We start from the raw sequence: 19,942 nt of genomic DNA, 5'->3' as shown, positions 1-19,942 counted from the left end.
ACGCGCGGCGACCGAACAACCCCACCGCGGCGCGCACCACCTCGTCCTCGTCGAACGCTCTTCGCCTGCCCATGCCGCGACGTTAGCTTTTGGGGAACGATCAGTCGAGAACGATCGTTCCCCAAAAATCGATGTTGGTGCTCGCCGTCGCCGATGTGAACGACAAGCCCTGAACATGGCCCGAGTCCTTATGATCACCGCCATGTTCCGCACACCACAGGTCATACTGTTCAGCGACGACCTCCCGCGGATCGTCGGCTTCTACAAGAGGCTGGGATTCACCGAGACGTTCCGCGTCCCCGAAGAAGGCGAGCCCATCCACGTGGACCTCGTCCTGGACGACTACAAGATCGGCATCGCCTCGGGCGAGTCCAGCCGCATGGACCACGGCCTGTCCCCCGTCACCGAGGGCCAGCGCGCGGCGATCATCCTGTGGACCGACGACACAGCCGCGGCGTACGCCGACCTGGTGGCGAACGGCGCACCCCCGCTGGCCGGCCCGCACCGCTGGCTCGACCGCCTGCTGATCGCGTGGACCGCCGACCCCGACGGCAACCCGGTCCAACTGGTGCAGTCACTCTGACCTCGGGTGTTGCCGTGGGTGAGCTTCCCAATCGGGGCCAACGCCAGGCGCGCTAGCACCCACTTTTCCGCACCCTTACACTACCAATACGGACAGGCGGGGACCATCCCCCCACGACGGGCCTGGGCTCGCCGGCCAGATGACCGATCGACCGGTCGCCGAACAACACCCGCTACGGAGCGTCTCGATATTCCGTCGTTGACGCCGGTTCGGCGACATCCCCCCAGCACTCGAACGCGTGTCACGAGTGATGTCACGATGATCGTCGAACCGGCCCCGAGAAGGTCACCTGTCGGAGTCCGCGCTGGTCCCGCTTGCGCCCCCGGCAGGACTCGAACCTGCGACCCAGAGCTTAGAAGGCTCCTGCTCTGTCCGCTGAGCTACGAGGGCAATGAGACGACGTGGAATCGGCGTCCCAGAGGTCTGATCGTTCGGAAGGGCTCTGGCGTTTCTCGCTGTGGCGAAGTCGGTTTCAGTTCACACGCGAGCGGCCGTCGAGCGGCGTACCTGGAGCTCCACGTCGATGGTGACCGGCTTGCCGGGTCTGGCGCCGTTCAGCATGCGTAATGCCAGCTCCCCGGCTTGTCTGCCCTTGGAGACGAGGTCCTGGCGGACCGTGGTCAGCGGTGGGTCGCTCCAGCTGGCGGCCGGGGTGTCATCGAAGCCCACGATCGACACCTCCGCGGGCACCGACAACCCCAGCTCGTTGGCCGCGCGGATCGCGCCGAGGGCCAGCTCGTCGGACATGCACAGCACCGCGGTCGGCCTCGGATCCAGTCCGAGTAACCATCTGGCGCCCTCCCTGCCCAGCTCCCTGACGCTCCCCGGCGCCTCCCAGATAGGCACCTCACCTGGGACGATACTGTGTCCGGCCAGTCCTTCGAGGTAACCCGCGATCCGGTCTGTCGACACCCGGAAGTGGGCGGACGCGAGCCGTCGCGGGTCGGCCGGGCCGCGTACGCCGTCGGCGCTCAGTGCGAACGCCAGGATCGCGACCCGCCGGTGGCCGAGGGCGCCGACGTGCCGGGCCGCCAGCACCGCGCCACCCACGTCGTCCACCTGCACCCGCGCCGATCCCGGCAGCTCCGGCTGGTCGACCACGACCAGCGGCAGCCCGCGTTCCCGCACGGCCGCGAGCGCGGGCGCGTCGTCCGGCAGCGAGTAGGCGACCACGACGTCCGTCTGCGCCCGCATCACCGCCTGTGCGCGTGGCCCGCCGTCGTTGGTGCCCGGCAGGAGCAGCAGGGACCGCTCCTCGTTGTCCACAGTGGACGACAGGGCGTCGAGCATGATCGACAGCGCCGGGTCGGAGAAGGCGGAGGAAAGCCCGTCGCACAACATGAACGCCACCGAGCCGGCCTGTTTCGTGGCAAGGCTGCGTGCCACGGGGTCGGGACCCGCGTACCCGAGCTGCTTGGCGGTGGCGATGATCCGCTCCCGCAACGCGGTCGACAGCTGGTCGGGCCGGTTGTAGGCGTTGGAGACCGTCGCCCTGGAGACGCCGACACGCTGCGCGATGGTGTCCAGCGTGGGGCGGCGCGCCCGGTCCTGCGTCACCGCGCAAGCCTACGACCTGGTGCGATGGCAAAGTCATAGCCATCTCTGAAGCGCTTCAGTAGCATGGGTCGAGACGTCACGGGAAAGGGGGCACAGGTGCGCACGGGGCGACTCTCGGTGTTCATCGTCTTCGCGCTCAACGGCATCGTCATCGGGTCGTGGGCACCACGCATGCCGTCGCTTGCCGAGCAGATCGGCGCGAGCCCGGGCGTGCTGGGCCTGTCCCTGCTCGGCTCCAGTGTCGGCATGATCGCGTCGGCGTCCGTCGCGGGCAGGCTCTGCGCCCGGTTCGGCGCCCGGGCGGTCGTCGCGGTCTCCGCGCTGGCCGCCTCGGTGGTCGTCGCTGTCCTGTCCAGGGTCACCTCGCCGCCGCAGCTCGGCCTCGAGCTGGTGCTGCTCGGCGCGTCCGTCGGCCTGCTGGACGTCTCCATGAACGTCGCCGCGGTCACCGTCATCCGCCGCACGGAACGGCCGCTCATGCCGGTCTTCCACGCCGGTTTCAGCTTCGGCGCGCTGGCGGGCTCGGTGGGTGCCGCCTTCGCCGCTGGGCACGGCCTCGGGCTCGACACGCACTTCCTGCTCGTCGCGGTCGCGGCCGTGGCCATCACCGCGGGTGTCATCCGGTTCGTCCCCCGCGAGGAGCGCGTGGCGGACACGGGGGAGCACCACGCACCCGACCGCCGCATGCTGCGCAGGCCGGTCCTGTGGCTCCTCGGCGGCATCGCCCTGCTCGCGGCCATCGTCGAGGGCGCGAGCGGCGACTGGTCGGCCTTGTTCGCGGTCCACGAGCGCGGCATGTCCGAGGCCGCGGGCGCCCTCACGTTCTCCCTCTTCTGCGTCGCGATGGGTCTCGTCCGACTGTTCGGGGAGCAGATCGAGCGTCTCCTCGGCGCGGTCAGGATCCTCGTCGGCGGCGCGCTCGTCGCCGGTGTCGGCCTGCTGCTGGCCGCGGTCGTGCCCGTCGCCGGGCTGTCCTTCGTCGGGTTCGCGCTGGCAGGCGCGGGTCTCGCGTTCGCGTTCCCGGTCGCGCTCGACCTGGCCGGCGCGGTCGGCCGCCGGGGCGACGGCACCGGCGGTGAGAAGGAGATCGGCTTCGTCACGACCATCGCCTACTCGGGCTTCCTGATCGGGCCGCCGATGATCGGCGGGGTGGCCCAGCTGACGAACCTGACGTTCGCGATCGGGTTCGCCGGGGTCGTCGCGATGCTGATCGCGCCTGCCGCGCTGGCGGCCGCCTCGGCACGTCGCGGGGAGGACGTTCAAGCGAAGGTGGAGAGGCAGGAGACCGTCACCGCGACGCGGTAACTACTCTCAAGGCGTGTCCGTTGAGAGCCCGCCGAGGCGCGGTCCGAGTGTCCTGCCGCTCGTCATCATCGCGACGCCCTTCGCGGCGCTGGTCGCCGTCCTGCTGCTGAGCTTCTCCGCGGCCGACGCCGACCTCGACGTCAAGATCGGTGCCGTGGTCCGCGTCGGCGCCGACGCGGGCGCCGTGCTGACGGTCGGCTCGCTGCTGTTCGCCGCGTTCCTGGTGAGCGCGCAGAAGAACGGCACGCTCGCGGCAGGCGGGTACGCGGCCCTGCGTGCGGCGGCCTGGTCGTCGCTGCTGTGGTGTGTCGCCGCGGTCGCGTCCGTGCCGTTCCTCGTCGGCGACGCGGTCGGCAGGTCGGCGTGGTCGATGGTCACCAACCCCGACCTCATGTTCAACCTGGTCGGCGCGCTCGAGCAGGCCAAGGCGTGGCTGCTCACCGCGGGTGTCGCGCTGTTCGTCTCCATCGCCGCGTTCGTCGTGCTGTCGTGGGGCTGGACGGCCGTGCTGTTCGTGCTCGCGGTGTTCGGCGTGCTCCCGGTGCCGATGACCGGCCACTCCTCGTCCGGCGGCCAGCACGACCTCGCGAGCAACAGCCTGGTGTTCCACCTGGTCGGCGCGTCGCTGTGGGTCGGTGGGCTGGTCGCGCTGATGGTGTTCGCGAGACGGGTCGGCCGGGGCGAGGAGCTGAGGGTCGCGGTCAGGCGGTTCTCCGCGGTCGCACTCGTGTGCTGGATCATCATGGCGGCGTCCGGTGTGATCAACGCCTGGGTGCGGGTGCCGGTCCGCGAGCTGTTCAGCTTCTCCTACGGCTGGCTGGTGGTCGCGAAGATCGCCGCGCTGCTCGTCCTCGGCGTGTTCGGCTACCTGCACCGCGAACGCAGCATCAAGGCCATCGAGGCGGGCGGGACGGGCAACCTGCTGGTGCGGCTGGCCGGCGTCGAGGTGCTGATCATGTTCGCCACGATCGGCATCGCGGTGGCGCTCGCCAGGACCCCACCGCCGCCGCTGCAGTACCTGCCCGGCCAGGTCGAGCTGGAGCTGGGCTACCCGATCGACGGCCCGCCGACGCTGGTGAGCCTGCTGACCGCGTGGCGTTTCGACCTGATCTTCGGCACGCTCGCGATCGCCATGGCGGTCCTGTACCTGATGGGCGTGCGCAGGCTCATGGCCAGGGGCGACGAGTGGCCGATGGGCCGGGTCGTCGCGTGGCTCGCGGGCTGCGCGGTGATCCTGTTCGCCACCTCGTCCGGCATCGGCCGGTACGCGCCCGCGATGTTCAGCGTGCACATGGAAACGCACATGATGCTGTCCATGCTGGCCCCGGTGCTGCTGGTGCTCGGCGGCCCGGTCACGCTGGCGCTGCGTGCGTTACCCGTCGCGGGCAAGAACGGGACGCCGGGGCCGCGTGAGTGGCTGCTCGCCCTGGTCCGCTCGCCCCTGTCGAAGTTCCTGACGAACCCGATCGTGGCGCTCGTGCTGTTCGTCGGGTCGTTCTACCTGCTGTACTTCTCCGGCCTGTTCGACTGGGCGCTGGACAAGCACTGGGCCCACCTGTTGATGAGCGCCCACTTCCTGCTGGTCGGCTACATCTTCTACTGGCCGGTGATCGGCATCGACCCCTCGCCGCGCAGGCTCCCGCACATCGCGAGGCTCGGCATGGTGTTCGCGTCGCTGCCGTTCCACGCGTTCTTCGGCGTGATCCTCATGAGCATGCAGACGGTCGTCGGCGAGCAGTTCTACCAGCGCCTCGGCCTGCCGTGGACCGCCGACCTGCTCTCCGACCAGCGGCTCGGCGGCGGGATCGCGTGGGCGGCCGGTGAGCTGCCGCTGCTGATCGTGCTGGTCGCGCTGCTGATCCAGTGGGCCCGCGCCGACGACCGCGAGGCCCGGCGGCAGGACCGCCGGGCCGACGCGGAGGGCGACACGGATCGTGAGGCCTACAACGCGATGCTGAAGAAGCTGTCCGACCAGACCTAGGCCGTCAGCGGTCGCCGGAACCCCCGGATGGCCGCCACGACGCCGACGACCAGCAGTCCGACGCTGGCCGCGAGCGCCCCGACCACACCACCGCCCACCGGCATGCCCAACGCCAGGTTGCGGGACGCGTCGACCGCGTAGGTCAGCGGGTTGATCGTGGCGACCACGCGCAGCCACAGCGGCAGGCCGTCGACCGGCACGAACGCGCTCGACGCGAACATCAGCGGGAACATGGCGAGGAAGCCGACCGTCTGCATGGACTCCGCGCTGCGCACCCAGGCACCGACCGCGAGGAACACCCACGACAGCGACCAGCTCACGGCCAGTGCCAGCAGGAACGCCGGCACGACGCCGAGGAACCCGCCCGCGGGGGAGAAGTCGAACAGCACCGCGGCGGCGACCAGCAGGAGCAGCAGCTGGACGGCCGTGCGGGCCAGGTCGGCGAGACTGCGTGCGACCAGCACCGAGACGTTGTTGACCGGCAGCGAGCGCAGCCGCCCGAGGACGCCGTTCTTCATGTCCGTGACGAGCCCGATGCCGGACTGGAGCGCCGCGCCGACGCCGGTGGTGACGAGGATGGCGGGCATCAGGTAGTTGATGTAGGTGACGCCGGCCGGGAAGGTCCCCGAGCCGGCCATGCTGCCGAAGACCTGGCTGAACAACAGCAGCATCACCAGCGGCTGTAAGAGGCTGAGGATCACCAGTTTCGGGTCGCTGACCAGCGCGCGCAGCGAGCGACCGGTGAGGATGGCGATCTGGTTGGCGACGCCGGTGCCCTGCCAGCGGGGGAGAGTCATGGTGGTCATGGGTGGCTCCTTCAGGCGGCCTTGTTCTTGGCGAGGGTGAGGTAGACGTCGTCGAGGCTCGGTTCGGTGAGGGCCAGCTCGGCCACCTCGACGCGGGCCTCGTCGAGCGCGCGCACGACGACGGCGAGGTCCGACGAGGCGCCGACGGGCGTGCGCAGCTCCGACCTCGGCTCGTCGAGCACCGGCGCGAGGCCGTGGCGTTCCAGCGACACGATGGCGGCAGGCGCGTCCTGCGGGCTGACGAGTGTCACGTGCACGGCCCGCTTGCCGACCTGGGCCTTCAGCTGCGCGGCCGTGCCGGAGGCGACGACCCTGCCCTCGGCCAGCACGGTGATCGAGTCGGCGAGCCGGTCGGCCTCGTCCAGGTACTGGGTGGTCAGCAGCACGGTCGTGCCGTCACCGACCAGCCCCTCGACGATCTCCCACAACCCGACGCGGCTGACCGGGTCGAGGCCGGTGGTCGGCTCGTCGAGGAAGATCACGTCGGGCCTGCCGACGAGGCTCGCGGCGAGGTCGAGGCGCCGCCGCATGCCGCCCGAGTAGGTCTTGGCGGTCCGCCTGGCGGCGTCGGTGAGGTCGAAGAGGTCGAGCAGCTCGTCGGCCCGTGCCCTCGCCTCCCGCCTGCCCGCGCCGAGCAGCCGGGCGATCAGCACCAGGTTGTCGACGCCGGAGAGCTGCTCGTCGACGGACGCGAACTGCCCGGTGAGCCCGATCCGGCCGCGGACCTGGTCCCCCTGCCTGACGACGTCGAACCCGCCGACCGTCGCCGACCCGCTGGTCGGCGGCAACACGGTGGTCAGGACGTTGACGAGCGTGGTCTTGCCCGCACCGTTGTGCCCGAGCAGCCCGAGCACGGACCCTCTCGGCACCTGCGCGCTGACTCCGTCGAGTGCGACCACGTCCCCGAAGGTCATGGTGACGTCGACTGCCTCGATCATGATGTCGTTCATCGCGGTTCCTCCCTGTGGACTACCCCGTGTAGGAGCAGGTCGACGAGCACGGCGGGCTCGTCGATGGGCGCGCCGAACCCCGCCCCCTGCATTCGGTTGCTGAGCACGAGACTGAGCAGCATCCGGACCGCGCCGTCGGTGTCGACCCGGAGGTTGTCGGTGCGCTCGTCGAACAACCCCTTCATGGCCTGGGAGACCCGGAGGATCTCCGGCGGCGGCCCGGGTGGTTGTTCCTCGTCGTCGCCGTGCATGCGGCGTTGCATGGCCTCCTGGCCGACCCCGCCCGCGCGCAGCGCCTGCCCGATCGCCCAGATCCGGTCGAGGTAGCCGCTGACCGCGCGGACGCCCTCGGCGAGCCTGGCGTGCAGCGGCTCGTCGAGCCCGATGGCGGCGATGCGTTGGACCTCGGCATCGGAGTTGAGGCCCGCCTGCATGCAGGCGATCAGGAGGTCCTGCTTGTCCTTGAACGCGCGGAACACCGTGCCCTCGGCGATGCCCGCCGCGGCCGCGATCTGGCTGGTGGAGACGGTGCCACCGTGTTCGAGCAGGAGCGGGATGGTGCTCGCCACGATGGCGGCCCGCCGCTCTTCCGGACTCATGGCGGGTGCCCGCCGCCGCTTCTCGTCCTCGACCATGGGACCACTGTATGAGTGAGTTCTCACTCACGTCAATGAGTGAGAACTCACTCACTGTGGTGAGCCGTATCACATCCCCTCGACGAACCGCTCCGGCGAACCACGAGTTGTCCACAGGCGCGCCCTTGTCCACAACTCACCGGTAACTCCCGGCTCCCGGCCCCGATCCCGGGCATCGTGGACCTCACCAGCGCGAACCCGCGCTCCACGGAGAGGACGAGCCATGAGCATCACCGCCACCCCGATCACGGTCGTCGGCCGAGTGATCACCGACGTCACCACCCGGCTTACCCAGACGGGCGACAAGGTCGCCAACTTCCGCATCGCCTGCCAGGAACGCCACTTCGACAGGACGACGGAGACCTGGGTCGACGGCGACCGCATGTACCTGACGGTGGTCTGCTGGCGTGCCCTGGCCGAACACGCCGCGGACTCGCTGCGGAAGGGCGACCAGATCGTGGCCAACGGCCGCCTGAAGCTCCGCGAGTACACGACGGAGAAGGGCGAACGCCGGACCAACCTGGAAGTGGAGGCGAGGGCCATCGGGCCGGACCTGGCCCTCCACACCGTGGCCGTGGCCCGCCCCGACTGGACGGTCGTCCCGCGCCAACAGGAACTGTTGGGGCCACAGGGCCTGAGACAGACCTCGGAACCGCCTCCCGACGACCCACCGGCACCCGGGGAGGACGTCACGCGCGCCGCCTGAGGCCGAGCGATGGTTTTCGCCGACCCCATGATTCGCCGACCCCGAAAGGAGTTGATCGCCCGGACAGTCGCCGTCCGTGTCCCCCGGCCGGAGGATGCCGCCCGGCTTGACAGCAATCCAGGAGAGTGGTTCAGCCACACCGCGGTCATGCCCAACCACGGACCGCTCTACGATCGCGGCCATGGCCGAGTTCATCTACACCATGAAGAAGGTGCGCAAGGCGCACGGGGACAAGGTCATCCTCGATGACGTCTACATCCAGTTCTATCCCGGTGCGAAGATCGGGGTGGTGGGTCCCAACGGTGCGGGCAAGTCCAGCGTGCTCAAGATCATGGCGGGCCTGGACCAGCCGAACAACGGCGAGGCATTCCTGTCTCCCGGGTACACGGTCGGCATCCTGCAGCAGGAACCGCCGCTGAACGAGGACAAGACGGTCCTGGGCAACGTCCAGGAGGGCGTCGGCGAGATCCACGAGAAGCTCACCCGCTTCAACGAGATCGCCGAGAAGATGGCCACCGACTACTCCGACGAGCTGATGGAGGAGATGGGCCGGCTCCAGGAGGACCTCGACCACGCCGACGCCTGGGACCTGGACTCGCAGCTGGAGCAGGCCATGGACGCCCTGCGCTGCCCGCCGCCGGACGCGGACGTCACGGTGCTCTCCGGTGGTGAGCGCCGCCGGGTGGCCCTGTGCAAGCTCCTGCTGTCCAAGCCCGACCTGCTGCTGCTCGACGAGCCGACCAACCACCTGGACGCGGAGAGCGTCCTGTGGCTGGAACAGCACCTCGCGCAGTACCCGGGTGCGGTCCTGGCCGTCACACACGACCGCTACTTCCTCGACAACCTGTCCCAGTGGATCCTGGAGCTCGACCGGGGGCGCGCGCACCCCTACGAGGGCAACTACTCCACCTACCTGGAGAAGAAGGCCGAGCGGCTGGCTGTCCAGGGCAAGAAGGACCAGAAGCTGCAGAAGCGGCTGAAGGAGGAGCTCGCCTGGGTGCGGTCCAACGCGAAGGCGCGTCAGACCAAGTCCAGGTCGCGTCTCGACCGCTACGAGGAGATGGCGGCCGAGGCCGAGCGCACCCGCAAGCTCGACTTCGAGGAGATCCAGATCCCGCCGGGCCCCCGGCTGGGCAGCATCGTGGTCGAGGTGAACCACCTGAAGAAGGGGTTCGGCGACCGGGTGCTGATCGACGACCTGTCGTTCGACCTGCCACGCAACGGCATCATCGGCGTGATCGGTCCGAACGGGGTCGGCAAGACGACGCTGTTCAAGACGATCGTGGGTCTCGAGGAGCCGGACAGCGGCGCGGTCAAGGTCGGCGAGACGGTGAAGCTGTCCTACGTCGACCAGGAACGTGGCGGTATCGACCCGAAGAAGAACGTGTGGGAGGTGGTGTCGGAAGGGCTGGACTACATCCATGTGGGGCAGGTCGAGATGCCGTCCCGCGCGTACGTCAGCGCGTTCGGGTTCAAGGGCGCCGACCAGCAGAAACCGGCGGGCGTGCTGTCCGGCGGCGAGCGCAACCGGCTCAACCTGGCGCTCACCCTCAAGCAGGGCGGCAACCTGATCCTGCTCGACGAACCGACCAACGACCTCGACGTGGAAACGCTCGGATCGCTGGAGAACGCGTTGGAGCAGTTCCCCGGCTGCGCCGTCGTGATCTCTCACGACCGGTGGTTCCTCGACCGCGTCGCGACGCATATCCTCGCGTGGGAGGGCAACGACGAGAACCCCGCCAAGTGGTTCTGGTTCGAGGGCAACTTCGAGGGCTACGAGAAGAACAAGATCGAACGCCTCGGCGAGGAAGCCGCCCGTCCGCATCGGGTCACCTATCGCAAGTTGACCCGGGACTAGGTTGGGGGTGCGGTGGCGGCGGCCTGGAACGATGTGCCGGCAACCGGTGGGCTGAACGAGTGCGCGGCACTCGTTCGCTCAGCGGAGGCGCTCCGTATGAGCGCACCGGAGCTCAGCGTTCAGCTCGCCCGCCGCGCGTTGCTCGTCGGCGCCACCGACATCTCGGCGACCACCACGAACGCGGGTGAGGCCAGGACTCTGTCCATGCGGGCGCAGGCGGTGCTCGCGGCGGGACTGGTGCGGACCAGCCAGCACGTGAGTGCCGTGGAGCCCGGCTTCGCGGCACTCGCGCTGGCCGAGTCCGGCGGTGCCCTGGTGTTGGCGGCCGAACTGCGGCTCGACCTCGCGGCGTGCGCGCAGGAGGTCGGCGAGCCGCTGCTCGGCGGTGCGCTCCTGCGCCCGGTCCTGGAGGCCACGCAGGCGCCACCGGCGGTGCGGGCCTCCGCGCTGGGGCGTCTGGTCGGCTGCATCGCGCACGTGGCCCGCAGGGACGACATCGAGGACGCGCTGTCGGAGGCCGACCGCCTCCTCGCCGCGGACGACGGCCTGGGCTCCGACGTGCGCCGCATGGAGCGAGCGAGGCTGGCCGCACGGTCGGCCGCCTACCACCGCTGGTACGGCGACACCGAGGACGCGGTCACCGCCGCCCGCGACGGCCTGGCCCTCCTGGACAGGCTGGGCCGCGAGCTGCGTCCGGAGAGCGACCGACTCCACGCGCGCCTGGTGCTGGAGCTGGTGTGCGCGCTGCTGGACGAGGGCGAACTGCACGAGGCGGGAGTGGCGGCCCGCCCGACGATCGACGAGCCGGTACGGGCGACGTCGGCGGAGTCGGTCGGCCAGGTGATGCTCGCGCTGGCGATCCGAGTGCACCTCCCCGCAGGTGACGTGGACCGCGGCCGTGGTCTGTTGGACCAGGCCGCATGGCTGGCGGAGCGCCACGGCCTCGACTCGGTGCTGGCGGACGCGCTGACCGAGCTGTCCCGCCTGGACGAACAGGCCGGCCGGACGAAAGAAGCCCTGGACGCACTGCGTTCGGCCAGGGCTGCCGAACAACGCCGCATGCGGGCGGTCGCCAGAGCGGCGCGGCACCTGCTGCTGCAGGTGAGCGCGAACCAGGGCTCGCGAGAGGCGACACAGCAGGCGGTGGCCGGCCTGTTGCGCCAGCTGGCGCACCCGGGAGGCATGCCGGTGGCGATCGCGCCGGCACAGGCGGCGAGGTCGACACTGCCCCCACACAGGACGTGGCCAGAACCTCAGCCCCCGTCGGTGGCGGGCGAACTGACCGGCGCGCTGGACGAGGGCACGGGCCTGCTCAACAGCGAGGGCCTGGTCCGCAGACTCCGCACGGTCCGCACAGGCGAGCGCCCGGTGTCCCTGACCCTGGTCCGCTTCGAGGCGAACAACGACAACGCGTCGGACGACAGAGGCCCGGACACGGGCATCATGGTCGGCCTGGCCGACAAGGTCCGCGACATGGCCCCGGAGAACGCCGAACTGGCAAGGTCCGACGGCGGCGAGCTGGCCGTACTGATGCCGGGCATGACCAGGGACCAGGCGGAGGAGTTCGCGGCCACGATCCGCGAAACCGCGACGAGGCCAGGCTGGGCGTCGGACAGCACCGGCAAGGACATGAGCATCAGCACGAGCGTCGTGCAGTCGGACCCCCCGGCCACCAGCGCCGACACCCACCTCGACGCCACCAACATGCTGACCGCCGCAAGGGATGCCCTGACCCCCGCGCAGCAGTCCACCCCAGGCGAGCGAACGTCCCTACTTCCCGACCCCCCGGCACAACCCGACACACCGACCACACCCCCCAGCGACACCCAGACCCCACCCCACCACGACCGCCCCACACCGACCACCGACACACCAACCCGCTCCCGCCACGACCGCCTGGCGGCATTCGCCAACTCGGCAGCGGCATTCCGAGCGGACAGACAGATCTCGTCCGCGGAACCGTCGGGATCCTCCCGCCTGGACCGCCTGACAGCGACCGATTCCCCGACACCATCTCGGCAGGATCGCCCTGCGGCGTCGACTGATTCGCCGCCATCGTCGCGGCACGACCGCCCGGCGGCGTCGACCGGCTCGTCGGTGTCGTCCCGGCACGAGCACGTGATGGCGTCCGCCGACTCGGCAGCGCCGTCTGGGCACGACCACGCGGTGGCCTCCACCGACTCGCCGGTGCCGTCGCGGCACGACAGCGTGGCGGCGCAGGCGGACTCGGTGGGTTCGTCGCGGTACGACCTGCTGGCGGCAACACCCGTGGACTCGCCACCGGCATTGCCACGTCGTGACCGCCCGACCTCCTCGTCCGCGGACTCGATGGGTTCGTCGCGCTACGACCTGCTGGCGGCAGCACCCGTCGACTCGCCTCCCGCACTGCCACGTCGTGAACGCTCGAGACCCGCGGCGACGCCAACCCCGTCCCAGCACTCAGCGGCCGACCCGAAAGCAGCACCCTCGTCGCAGAACGCGTCCCGCCCGGACCCGGCCAGCGCGCTGACGGAGGAACCGCGAACCACACCCCTGAACACGACCCAGTCCGGGGACACCGCGACAGGCCGCTCGATCCTCAGCTCCCTGAGCATCCCCAGCGGCAGCGGCGGGCGCCGCCGAGCCGCCGGGGAACCCGACCCGGGAACCGCGTCCTCCCGCCCCGACGAGACCCCCCGGGTAACCCGCGCGGAGCGGCGTGCCACCGAAGAGGCAACCACGTCGTCGGGAACCGGTTGGCCCGCGGAGCCGGACGTCTCCCAGCGCCTCATCCGTACGCCCGCGGAGAGGCAGCCGGCCGAGCGCCCCTCCAGCTACGAGGAGACCCGCGCGGAACTAGCCCAGATGATGTCGACGCTCAACGCCAAGGCCCTCCGCGCCCGAGGCAGGAAGGACGGCGCCACCGAGCCCCGGGCCGGCAGCGACGCCGACCGGGCCGAGGCCGTCAAGCTCTTCAACATCGCCGAGCTGCAACAGGCCCTCGCGCCGCGCCAGAGCATCCCGACCGCACCCGAACCAGAAGAGGTACCGGAGCCACCACGCACTCCGGACATCCCCGAGCCACCCCCGCTGCCCGACGCCCCGACACCGCCCGGTCCGGGCCCCCTCCGACCGGAACACCCCGCGCCGGAACCACCCTCCCAGCCCGAGACCCCAGAACCCCCGAACCCCCCACACGGCGACGAACCGCGCTCACACTGGACCCGATCGGACCCGCGCCCCGAGGTGCCGTCCCGCGAGGACGACCGGCGACCCCGCTGGTCGCGCTCGGAACCGCTGCCGGAGTCGCCCGAACCCCCACTGGGGGACGACCGGCCGTCGCGCCGGAAGCGCTCGGAACGGCTGCCGGAGGCGTCGGAGGCCTCGCGCCGAGATGAGCCGCAATCGCTGTGGGGCCGTTCGGAACCGCTGCCTGAGGCGGCGGAGCCCCCGCGCAGTGGCGAGGAGGCCGCGCCCTGGGCCCGGTCGGAGCCCCCGAACGAGCCGCCCCAGGATCCGGCGGGTGAGGAGCGGTCAGGACTGCTGGCCGCCTTCGACGCGTTGATGGGACCCGTCCTCTCCCGGCGCGACAACGACGACACCACCGACAGGCCGACCTTCCGGACCGAGTTCGACGACGAGCCAGGACTCCCGTCCCGCGAACCGCTGACCTCGTGGTCGGCACTGGAATCCGCCTCCGTCGTCGACTCCCCGGCCGAGGACCTCTTCGGCGAACCCCTCGAAACCCCCCACCGCTCCTCCCTCGGCGCCGCCTTCGCCGACTTCGCCGCGGGCGACCCGCCACCGGCGCGGCCCGAGGAACACGAGATCCCGAAGGAACCCCCCGCGCCACAGAAGCCGGCAGAAGAGCGCATGACCATGGCCGAGCTCCGAGCCGCCCTCTGGGAGCGGGTGAGCCGCCCGACACCCGAAGAGCCCGTCGGGCCGACGCCACCGTCCCCCCAGACGCCGACCCCCGAGCCGACCGCACCCCCCACAGCACCGGCGGACGCCCTCAGCGCCTGGGTCGCGGCCCACCCGGCAAACGAGGCCTCCTCGGCCGAGCACCCACCGGCACACGGGACGAACGGGGTCGCGGCGCACCGAGTGACGGAGGTCTCGTCAACAGTCGGTGAATGGTCGGACCGGCGGAACACCCCGGCCGACGACTCCGGCAAATCGTCCACCAACTCCGACCCTCGGCCGTCTGCCAGTGACGATGTGCCGTCCGGCCCGAATGGACGGCCGTCCGGCGATGGCTGGACGCCTTCCACCGCTTCGGCGGCGCCCACCTACGACGAACCCATAGGCCCCCGACCTCGGCCCCACGGCCTGCCCAGACGGGGCGAACGGTCGGCCACGACCATCGCGAGCCTGCTCACCGAGGCCCTGGCCGCCTACCAGTCCACCACCGATGACCAGCAGGAACCAGCGCACACCCCAGACCGGGGCGACTCGCCCGCCGATGGTCTGCCGCCCAACCCCGGTCGGCACCGGTCGGCCGACTGAGCTTCGAGGGCGCGTCGTAACGTTGCCCCGTCGCCTAGTCTGTGTGCCGCGTGTGGCACACCGTCGTGCCGCCAGATCGTGTGGAGTCGCTCGAAGATGACGTCAACCCGGACCCGGATCCGCAACGCCGACAGCAGAGCGGAGGAAAACCCCGAGCAGCGCCGGGACGAGCTCATCGAACAAGCCGCCTCCGCCGCGCGTGACATCGCGGAGCTCATCCGCCACTACTACCGGTACATCCCACCGGAGGAGATCACCGACACCGACCCGGTGGACCTCGTCGGGATGGTGCGCAGCCACCGCAGGCTCGCCGAGTCGCGGGTGCCGGGCCGCCCGGCCGTCCGCGTGTTCAAGCCGGACGCCGACGCCGACGGCTGGCGCACGGGAGGCACGGTCGTCCAGATCGTCACCGACGACATGCCCTACCTGCTCGAGTCCGTCACCGCCGCCCTCGTGCGCGACGGGCTGCAGATCCACCGCGTGGTCCACCCGATCGTCGTGGTCAACCGGGACGTCGTCGCGGGCGAGTTGCGGGACATCCTCACCAGCGCCGAGCCGGACGACCCGCCCGCGGACGCGCTGGCCGAGTCGTGGATGTCGATCGAGGTCGACCTGATCACCGACGCGGACCGCAAGAAGGAGATCACCAACACCCTCAAGACCGTCCTCAACGACGTCCGCGAGGTCGTCGAGGACACCGACCGCATGACGGGCACCGCCCGCGCGCTCGCCGACCAGCTCGAGGCCGACCCGCCCGTCGACGAGGTGCAGGCCCTCGAGGGCGCCGCGCTGCTGCGCTGGCTCGCCGACGGGCACTTCACGTTCCTCGGCTACCGCAACTACCAGCTGATGCGCGACGGCAACCTCCGCGCCCTCAAGGCGGTCCTCGCCAGTGGCCTCGGCGTGCTCCGCCAGGACAGCCTCGCCACCCGCAACCTCACCGCGGGCCCGGACGCCGACGTCGACGCCGCGTCGCCCGACCTGCTGATCCTCACCGAGGCCTCCGCCGCCTCCAGCGTCTACCGGGCGACCTTCCCGTACTACGTGGGCATCAAGACCTTCGCGCCCGACGGCACGGTCACCGGCGAGCACCGCTTCCTCGGGGTGTTCACCATCAACGCCCTGCACGAGGACGTGCTGGACATCCCGGTCGTCGGCCACCGCGTGCGTGACGTCATCCACCGCGCCGGGTTCCCGCTGGACTCCTACACCGGCCAGAAGATGCTGGAGGTCATCCAGAACTGGCCGCGTTCGGAGCTGTTCTCCACCAACGCCGACACGCTCTACCAGACGACCACCGGCGTCATCGCGCTCGCCGACCGCCGCAGGCTGCGCCTGTTCATGCGCCGCGACCCCTATCGGCGGTTCTTCTCCTGCCTCGTGTTCTCCCCGCGTGACCGGTACACGACCACCTCGCGCATCGCCATGCAGGACGTGCTCATCGACGAGCTGGACGGCACCGGCGTCGAGTTCTCCGTCCGCATCGGCGAGACCGCGTTCGCGCAGGTCCACTTCACCGTCCACACCGACCCGGACGCCGGGCCGGTCGACATGGACGTCAACCGCATCCAGGAGCGCCTCACCGAGGCCGTCCGCACGTGGGACGACCGCCTGGTCGAGGCCGTGTTCGCCGAGCAGCGCGACAAGCTCGACAGCGGCCTGCACCGTGTGCAGGACGGCACCGGCGAGGGCGCCGACCCCGTCGCGGTCGGCGCGGAGTCGGCCACCGAGCAGGGCCAGCGGTTCGCGAGCGTGTTCCCCGAGGCGTACAAGGAGGACTTCCCCGCGACGGAGGCCCTCACCGACCTGCGCCGCCTCCAGGGACTGCGCACCGGCGGCGACCTCGACATGAGCTTCTACCGCCCGGACGACGCGTTGGCCGGTGAGCGCCGCTTCAAGCTCTACCTGGCAGGCGAGGGCATGACGCTCTCGCAGATGCTGCCGGTGCTGCAGCACATGGGCGTCGAGGTCGTCGACGAGCGCCCCTACGAGCTGTTCCGCGAGGACGGCACGCACTGGTGGATCTACGACTTCGGCCTGCGTGTCGACCCGGACGTGGTCGAGGACAAGACCTCTGAGCAGCAGCTGCGCCAGCGCACGCTGTTCCAGGAGGCGTTCGGCGCGATCTGGCGCGGGGACGCGGAGTCCGACCGGTTCAACTCGCTCGTCCTGCGCGGCGGCATGTCCTGGCGGCAGGCCGCGCTGCTGCGCGCGTACTCCCGCTACCTCCGCCAGGCAGGCGTCCCGTTCGACCAGGGTGACGTCGAGGACGCGGTGCTCGACCACACCGAGGTGGCCACCGCGCTGGTCCGGCTCTTCGAGACCCGCTTCGACCTGGCCAAGCCCGACGAGGTGCGCGACCGTGCGGTCGAGAAGCAGGTCGAGCAGATCACCACGATGATCGACGAGGTCACGAGCCTCGACGCGGACCGCATCCTGCGCAGCCTGCTGGCGCTCGTGCGGGCCACCCTGCGCACGAACTACAACGTCCGCGAGGACGGGGTCCCCCGGCACTTCCTCGCGGTCAAGCTCGACCCGGCCCAGGTCCTCGACCTGCCGGAGCCGAGGCCGAAGTTCGAGATCTTCGTGTACTCGCCGCGTGTCGAGGGCGTGCACCTGCGCTTCGGCCCGGTCGCGCGCGGCGGGCTGCGCTGGTCCGACCGCCGTTCCGACTTCCGGACCGAGATCCTCGGCCTGGTCAAGGCACAGGCCGTCAAGAACGCGGTGATCGTGCCGGTCGGCGCGAAGGGCGGCTTCGTCGTCAAGCGCCCGCCCGCCCCGACGGGCGACGCGGGCAAGGACCGCGAGGCCAATCTCGCCGAGGGCATCGCCTGCTACCGGATGTTCATCTCGGGCCTGCTGGACCTGACCGACAACCTGCGCGCGGGCGAGGTCGTCCCGGCCAGGGACGTCGTCCGCTACGACGGCGACGACACCTACCTGGTCGTCGCGGCCGACAAGGGCACCGCGACGTTCTCCGACATCGCCAACGAGGTCGCCGGGCAGTACAACTTCTGGCTCGGCGACGCGTTCGCCTCCGGCGGCTCGGTCGGCTACGACCACAAGGCCATGGGCATCACCGCCCGTGGCGCGTGGGAGAGCGTCAGGCGGCACTTCCGCGAGCTGGGCAAGGACACGCAGACCGAGGACTTCACGGTCGTGGGCGTCGGCGACATGGCAGGCGACGTGTTCGGCAACGGCATGCTGCTCTCCGAGCACATCCGCCTCGTCGCGGCGTTCAACCACATGCACGTGTTCATCGACCCGAACCCGGACGCGGCGGCCTCCTTCGCCGAGCGCCGCCGCCTGTTCGAGCTGCCCCGCTCCAGCTGGGACGACTACGACCGCTCGCTCATCAGCGAGGGCGGCGGTGTGTGGCCGCGCAGCCTCAAGTCGATCCCGATCAGCGAGCAGGCCCGCGCCGCGCTCGGGCTGGCCGACGATGTCACCAAGCTGTCGCCGCCGGAGCTGATGCACGCGATCCTGCTCGCCCCGGTCGACCTGCTGTGGAACGGCGGCATCGGCACCTACGTGAAGGCCGCGGGCGAGACGCACGCGGACGTCGGCGACAAGGCCAACGACGCGCTCCGCGTCGACGGCGGCGACCTCAAGGTCAAGGTGATCGGCGAGGGCGGCAACCTCGGCCTGACCCAGCGCGGCCGCATCGAGTTCGCCAAGAAGGGCGGCAAGGTCAACACCGACGCCCTCGACAACTCGGCGGGCGTGGACTGCTCCGACCACGAGGTCAACATCAAGATCCTGCTCGACCAGCTGGTCAACCACGGCGGGCTCGGTGAGGACGAGCGCAACGAGCTGCTCGTCGAGATGACCGACGAGGTCGCGCAGCTCGTGCTGGCCGACAACTACGCGCAGAACGAGGTGCTCGGCGTCAGCCGTGCCCACGCGAAGGGCATGCTGACCGTGCTGGCCCGGCTGGTCAGCGACCTCGAGGAGGACGCGGGCCTGGACCGCAGGCTCGAGGCGTTGCCGACCAAGGCGCAGTTCCGCGAGATGGACAAGCGCGGGGAGGGCCTCACCTCGCCGGAGCTGGCGACGCTGCTCGCGCACGTGAAGCTGCGGCTCAAGCACGAGGTCCTCGCCTCGGGCCTGCCCGACGCGGACGTGTTCACCCGCCGCCTGCCGGAGTACTTCCCGACCCAGCTGCGTGAGCGCTTCAGCGAGGCCATCCCGCAGCACCCGCTGCGCCGCCAGATCATCACGACGCTGGTGGTCAACGAGGTCGTCGACGGCGGCGGCGTGTCCTACGCGTTCCGGCTGGCGGAGGAGATGAACGCCTCCGCGACCGACGCCGTCCGCGCCTTCACCGCGGCCACCTGGATCTTCGACCTCAAGAAGGTGCGCGCCGACATCGAGGCGCTGGACAACGTGGTGCCGACGAAGGTCGCCGACCACATGTTCCTGGAGACCCGCCGCCTGCTCGACCGCACGTCCCGCTGGCTGCTGTCCAACCGGCCGCAGCCACTGGCGGTCGGCGCGGAGATCAACCGGTTCCGCGACGTCATCGCGGAGCTGGTGCCCGTCGTGCCGGACCTGCTGCGTGGCACGGAGGCCGAGTCGCTCGCGGCCGACACCGACGAGCTGGTGTCCAGTGGGGTGCCGGTCGAGCTGGCGCGCCGCGTGGCGTCCCTGCTGGACTGCTACCCGCTCCTGGACGTCATCGAGGTGGCCGAGCTGGCCGACCGCGACTCGCTCGACACCGAGCGCAGCCCGAGGGAGACCGCCGAGCTGTACTACGCGCTCTCCGACCACCTCAACATCGACTCGATGCTGACGTCGATCAGCGGGCTGGAGCGGGGCAACCGCTGGCACGCGCTGGCGCGGCTCGCGTTGCGCGACGACCTGTACGGCTCGCTGCGGGCGATCACGATCGACGTGCTGCGCCAGAGCGACCCGGGGACCACGGCGGACGAGAAGATCGTCAACTGGGAGCGGAACAACGCGCGGCGCATCGGCCGGTCGCGTGAGTCGCTCGACGAGATCCGCCGCGTCGGCAGGCTCGACCTCGCGACACTCTCGGTCGCCACGCGACAGGTGCGCAGTATGGTTCGCTAG

General features: G+C 70.6%; 11 protein-coding genes and 1 tRNA gene. 7 read left to right on the top strand and 5 right to left on the bottom strand.

Annotated elements, in window-relative coordinates; all coding sequences use genetic code 11:
* Positions 1–202: 202 nt before the first annotated feature.
* A complete protein-coding gene (locus CLV71_RS43825) occupies positions 203–583 on the top strand; it encodes a VOC family protein (RefSeq protein WP_166664498.1) in 381 nt (126 codons plus the stop codon).
* Between the two features lie 317 nt (positions 584–900).
* Here the strand turns inward: CLV71_RS43825 and CLV71_RS43820 are convergent.
* Both CLV71_RS43820 and CLV71_RS43815 read right to left on the bottom strand, forming a co-directional pair.
* Positions 901–973: transfer RNA gene (locus CLV71_RS43820), tRNA-Arg, on the bottom strand.
* Positions 974–1,060: 87 nt separating this feature from the next.
* On the bottom strand, positions 1,061–2,140 hold the full coding sequence (locus CLV71_RS43815; RefSeq protein WP_133908884.1) for a LacI family DNA-binding transcriptional regulator: 1,080 nt from the start codon (positions 2,138–2,140) through the stop codon (positions 1,061–1,063).
* A 96-nt stretch (positions 2,141–2,236) separates the two neighbouring features.
* Between CLV71_RS43815 and CLV71_RS43810 the strand changes: the two genes are divergently transcribed.
* Both CLV71_RS43810 and CLV71_RS43805 read left to right on the top strand, forming a co-directional pair.
* Positions 2,237–3,445, top strand: a complete 1,209-nt coding sequence (locus tag CLV71_RS43810; protein ID WP_243867378.1) for an MFS transporter — start codon at positions 2,237–2,239, stop codon at positions 3,443–3,445.
* 13 nt (positions 3,446–3,458) lie between these two features.
* A complete protein-coding gene (locus CLV71_RS43805) occupies positions 3,459–5,426 on the top strand; it encodes a bifunctional copper resistance protein CopD/cytochrome c oxidase assembly protein (protein WP_133908882.1) in 1,968 nt (655 codons plus the stop codon).
* On the opposite strand, the gene CLV71_RS43800 is transcribed toward CLV71_RS43805, so the two are convergent.
* From CLV71_RS43800 to CLV71_RS43790, 3 genes are read right to left on the bottom strand one after another with little or no spacing between them, the layout of a single operon-like run.
* Entirely contained in the window at positions 5,423–6,232 is an 810-nt protein-coding gene (locus tag CLV71_RS43800) for an ABC transporter permease (protein ID WP_133908881.1), read from the bottom strand. The two genes, CLV71_RS43805 and CLV71_RS43800, sit on opposite strands and share 4 nt — an antisense overlap.
* 11 nt (positions 6,233–6,243) lie before the next feature.
* Positions 6,244–7,182, bottom strand: coding sequence for an ATP-binding cassette domain-containing protein (locus CLV71_RS43795; protein ID WP_133908880.1), 939 nt, complete (start codon positions 7,180–7,182; stop codon positions 6,244–6,246).
* Positions 7,179–7,817 (bottom strand): TetR/AcrR family transcriptional regulator, encoded by a 639-nt coding sequence (locus CLV71_RS43790; RefSeq protein WP_133908879.1) that lies wholly within the window; start codon positions 7,815–7,817, stop codon positions 7,179–7,181. Before CLV71_RS43790 ends, CLV71_RS43795 begins: the two co-directional genes overlap by 4 nt.
* Positions 7,818–8,040: 223 nt before the next feature.
* Here CLV71_RS43790 and ssb point away from each other — a divergent pair, with 223 nt between their 5' ends.
* The 4 genes from ssb (at position 8,041) to CLV71_RS43770 (ending at position 19,942) form a co-directional block, all read left to right on the top strand.
* Positions 8,041–8,523 (top strand): single-stranded DNA-binding protein, encoded by a 483-nt coding sequence (gene ssb, locus CLV71_RS43785; RefSeq protein ID WP_133908878.1) that lies wholly within the window; start codon positions 8,041–8,043, stop codon positions 8,521–8,523.
* A 181-nt stretch (positions 8,524–8,704) separates the two neighbouring features.
* A complete protein-coding gene (gene ettA, locus CLV71_RS43780; RefSeq protein ID WP_133908877.1) occupies positions 8,705–10,381 on the top strand; it encodes an energy-dependent translational throttle protein EttA in 1,677 nt (558 codons plus the stop codon).
* Between the two features lie 96 nt (positions 10,382–10,477).
* A complete protein-coding gene (locus CLV71_RS50320; RefSeq protein ID WP_133908876.1) occupies positions 10,478–14,869 on the top strand; it encodes a hypothetical protein in 4,392 nt (1,463 codons plus the stop codon).
* 96 nt (positions 14,870–14,965) lie between these two features.
* Positions 14,966–19,942, top strand: a complete 4,977-nt coding sequence (locus CLV71_RS43770) for an NAD-glutamate dehydrogenase (RefSeq protein ID WP_133908875.1) — start codon at positions 14,966–14,968, stop codon at positions 19,940–19,942.

This window comes from Actinophytocola oryzae (genome assembly GCF_004364325.1).
Lineage (GTDB): Bacteria > Actinomycetota > Actinomycetes > Mycobacteriales > Pseudonocardiaceae > Actinophytocola > Actinophytocola oryzae.
Note: the sequence above shows the minus strand (reverse complement) of the source record. Positions and strands in the feature narration are given on the sequence as shown.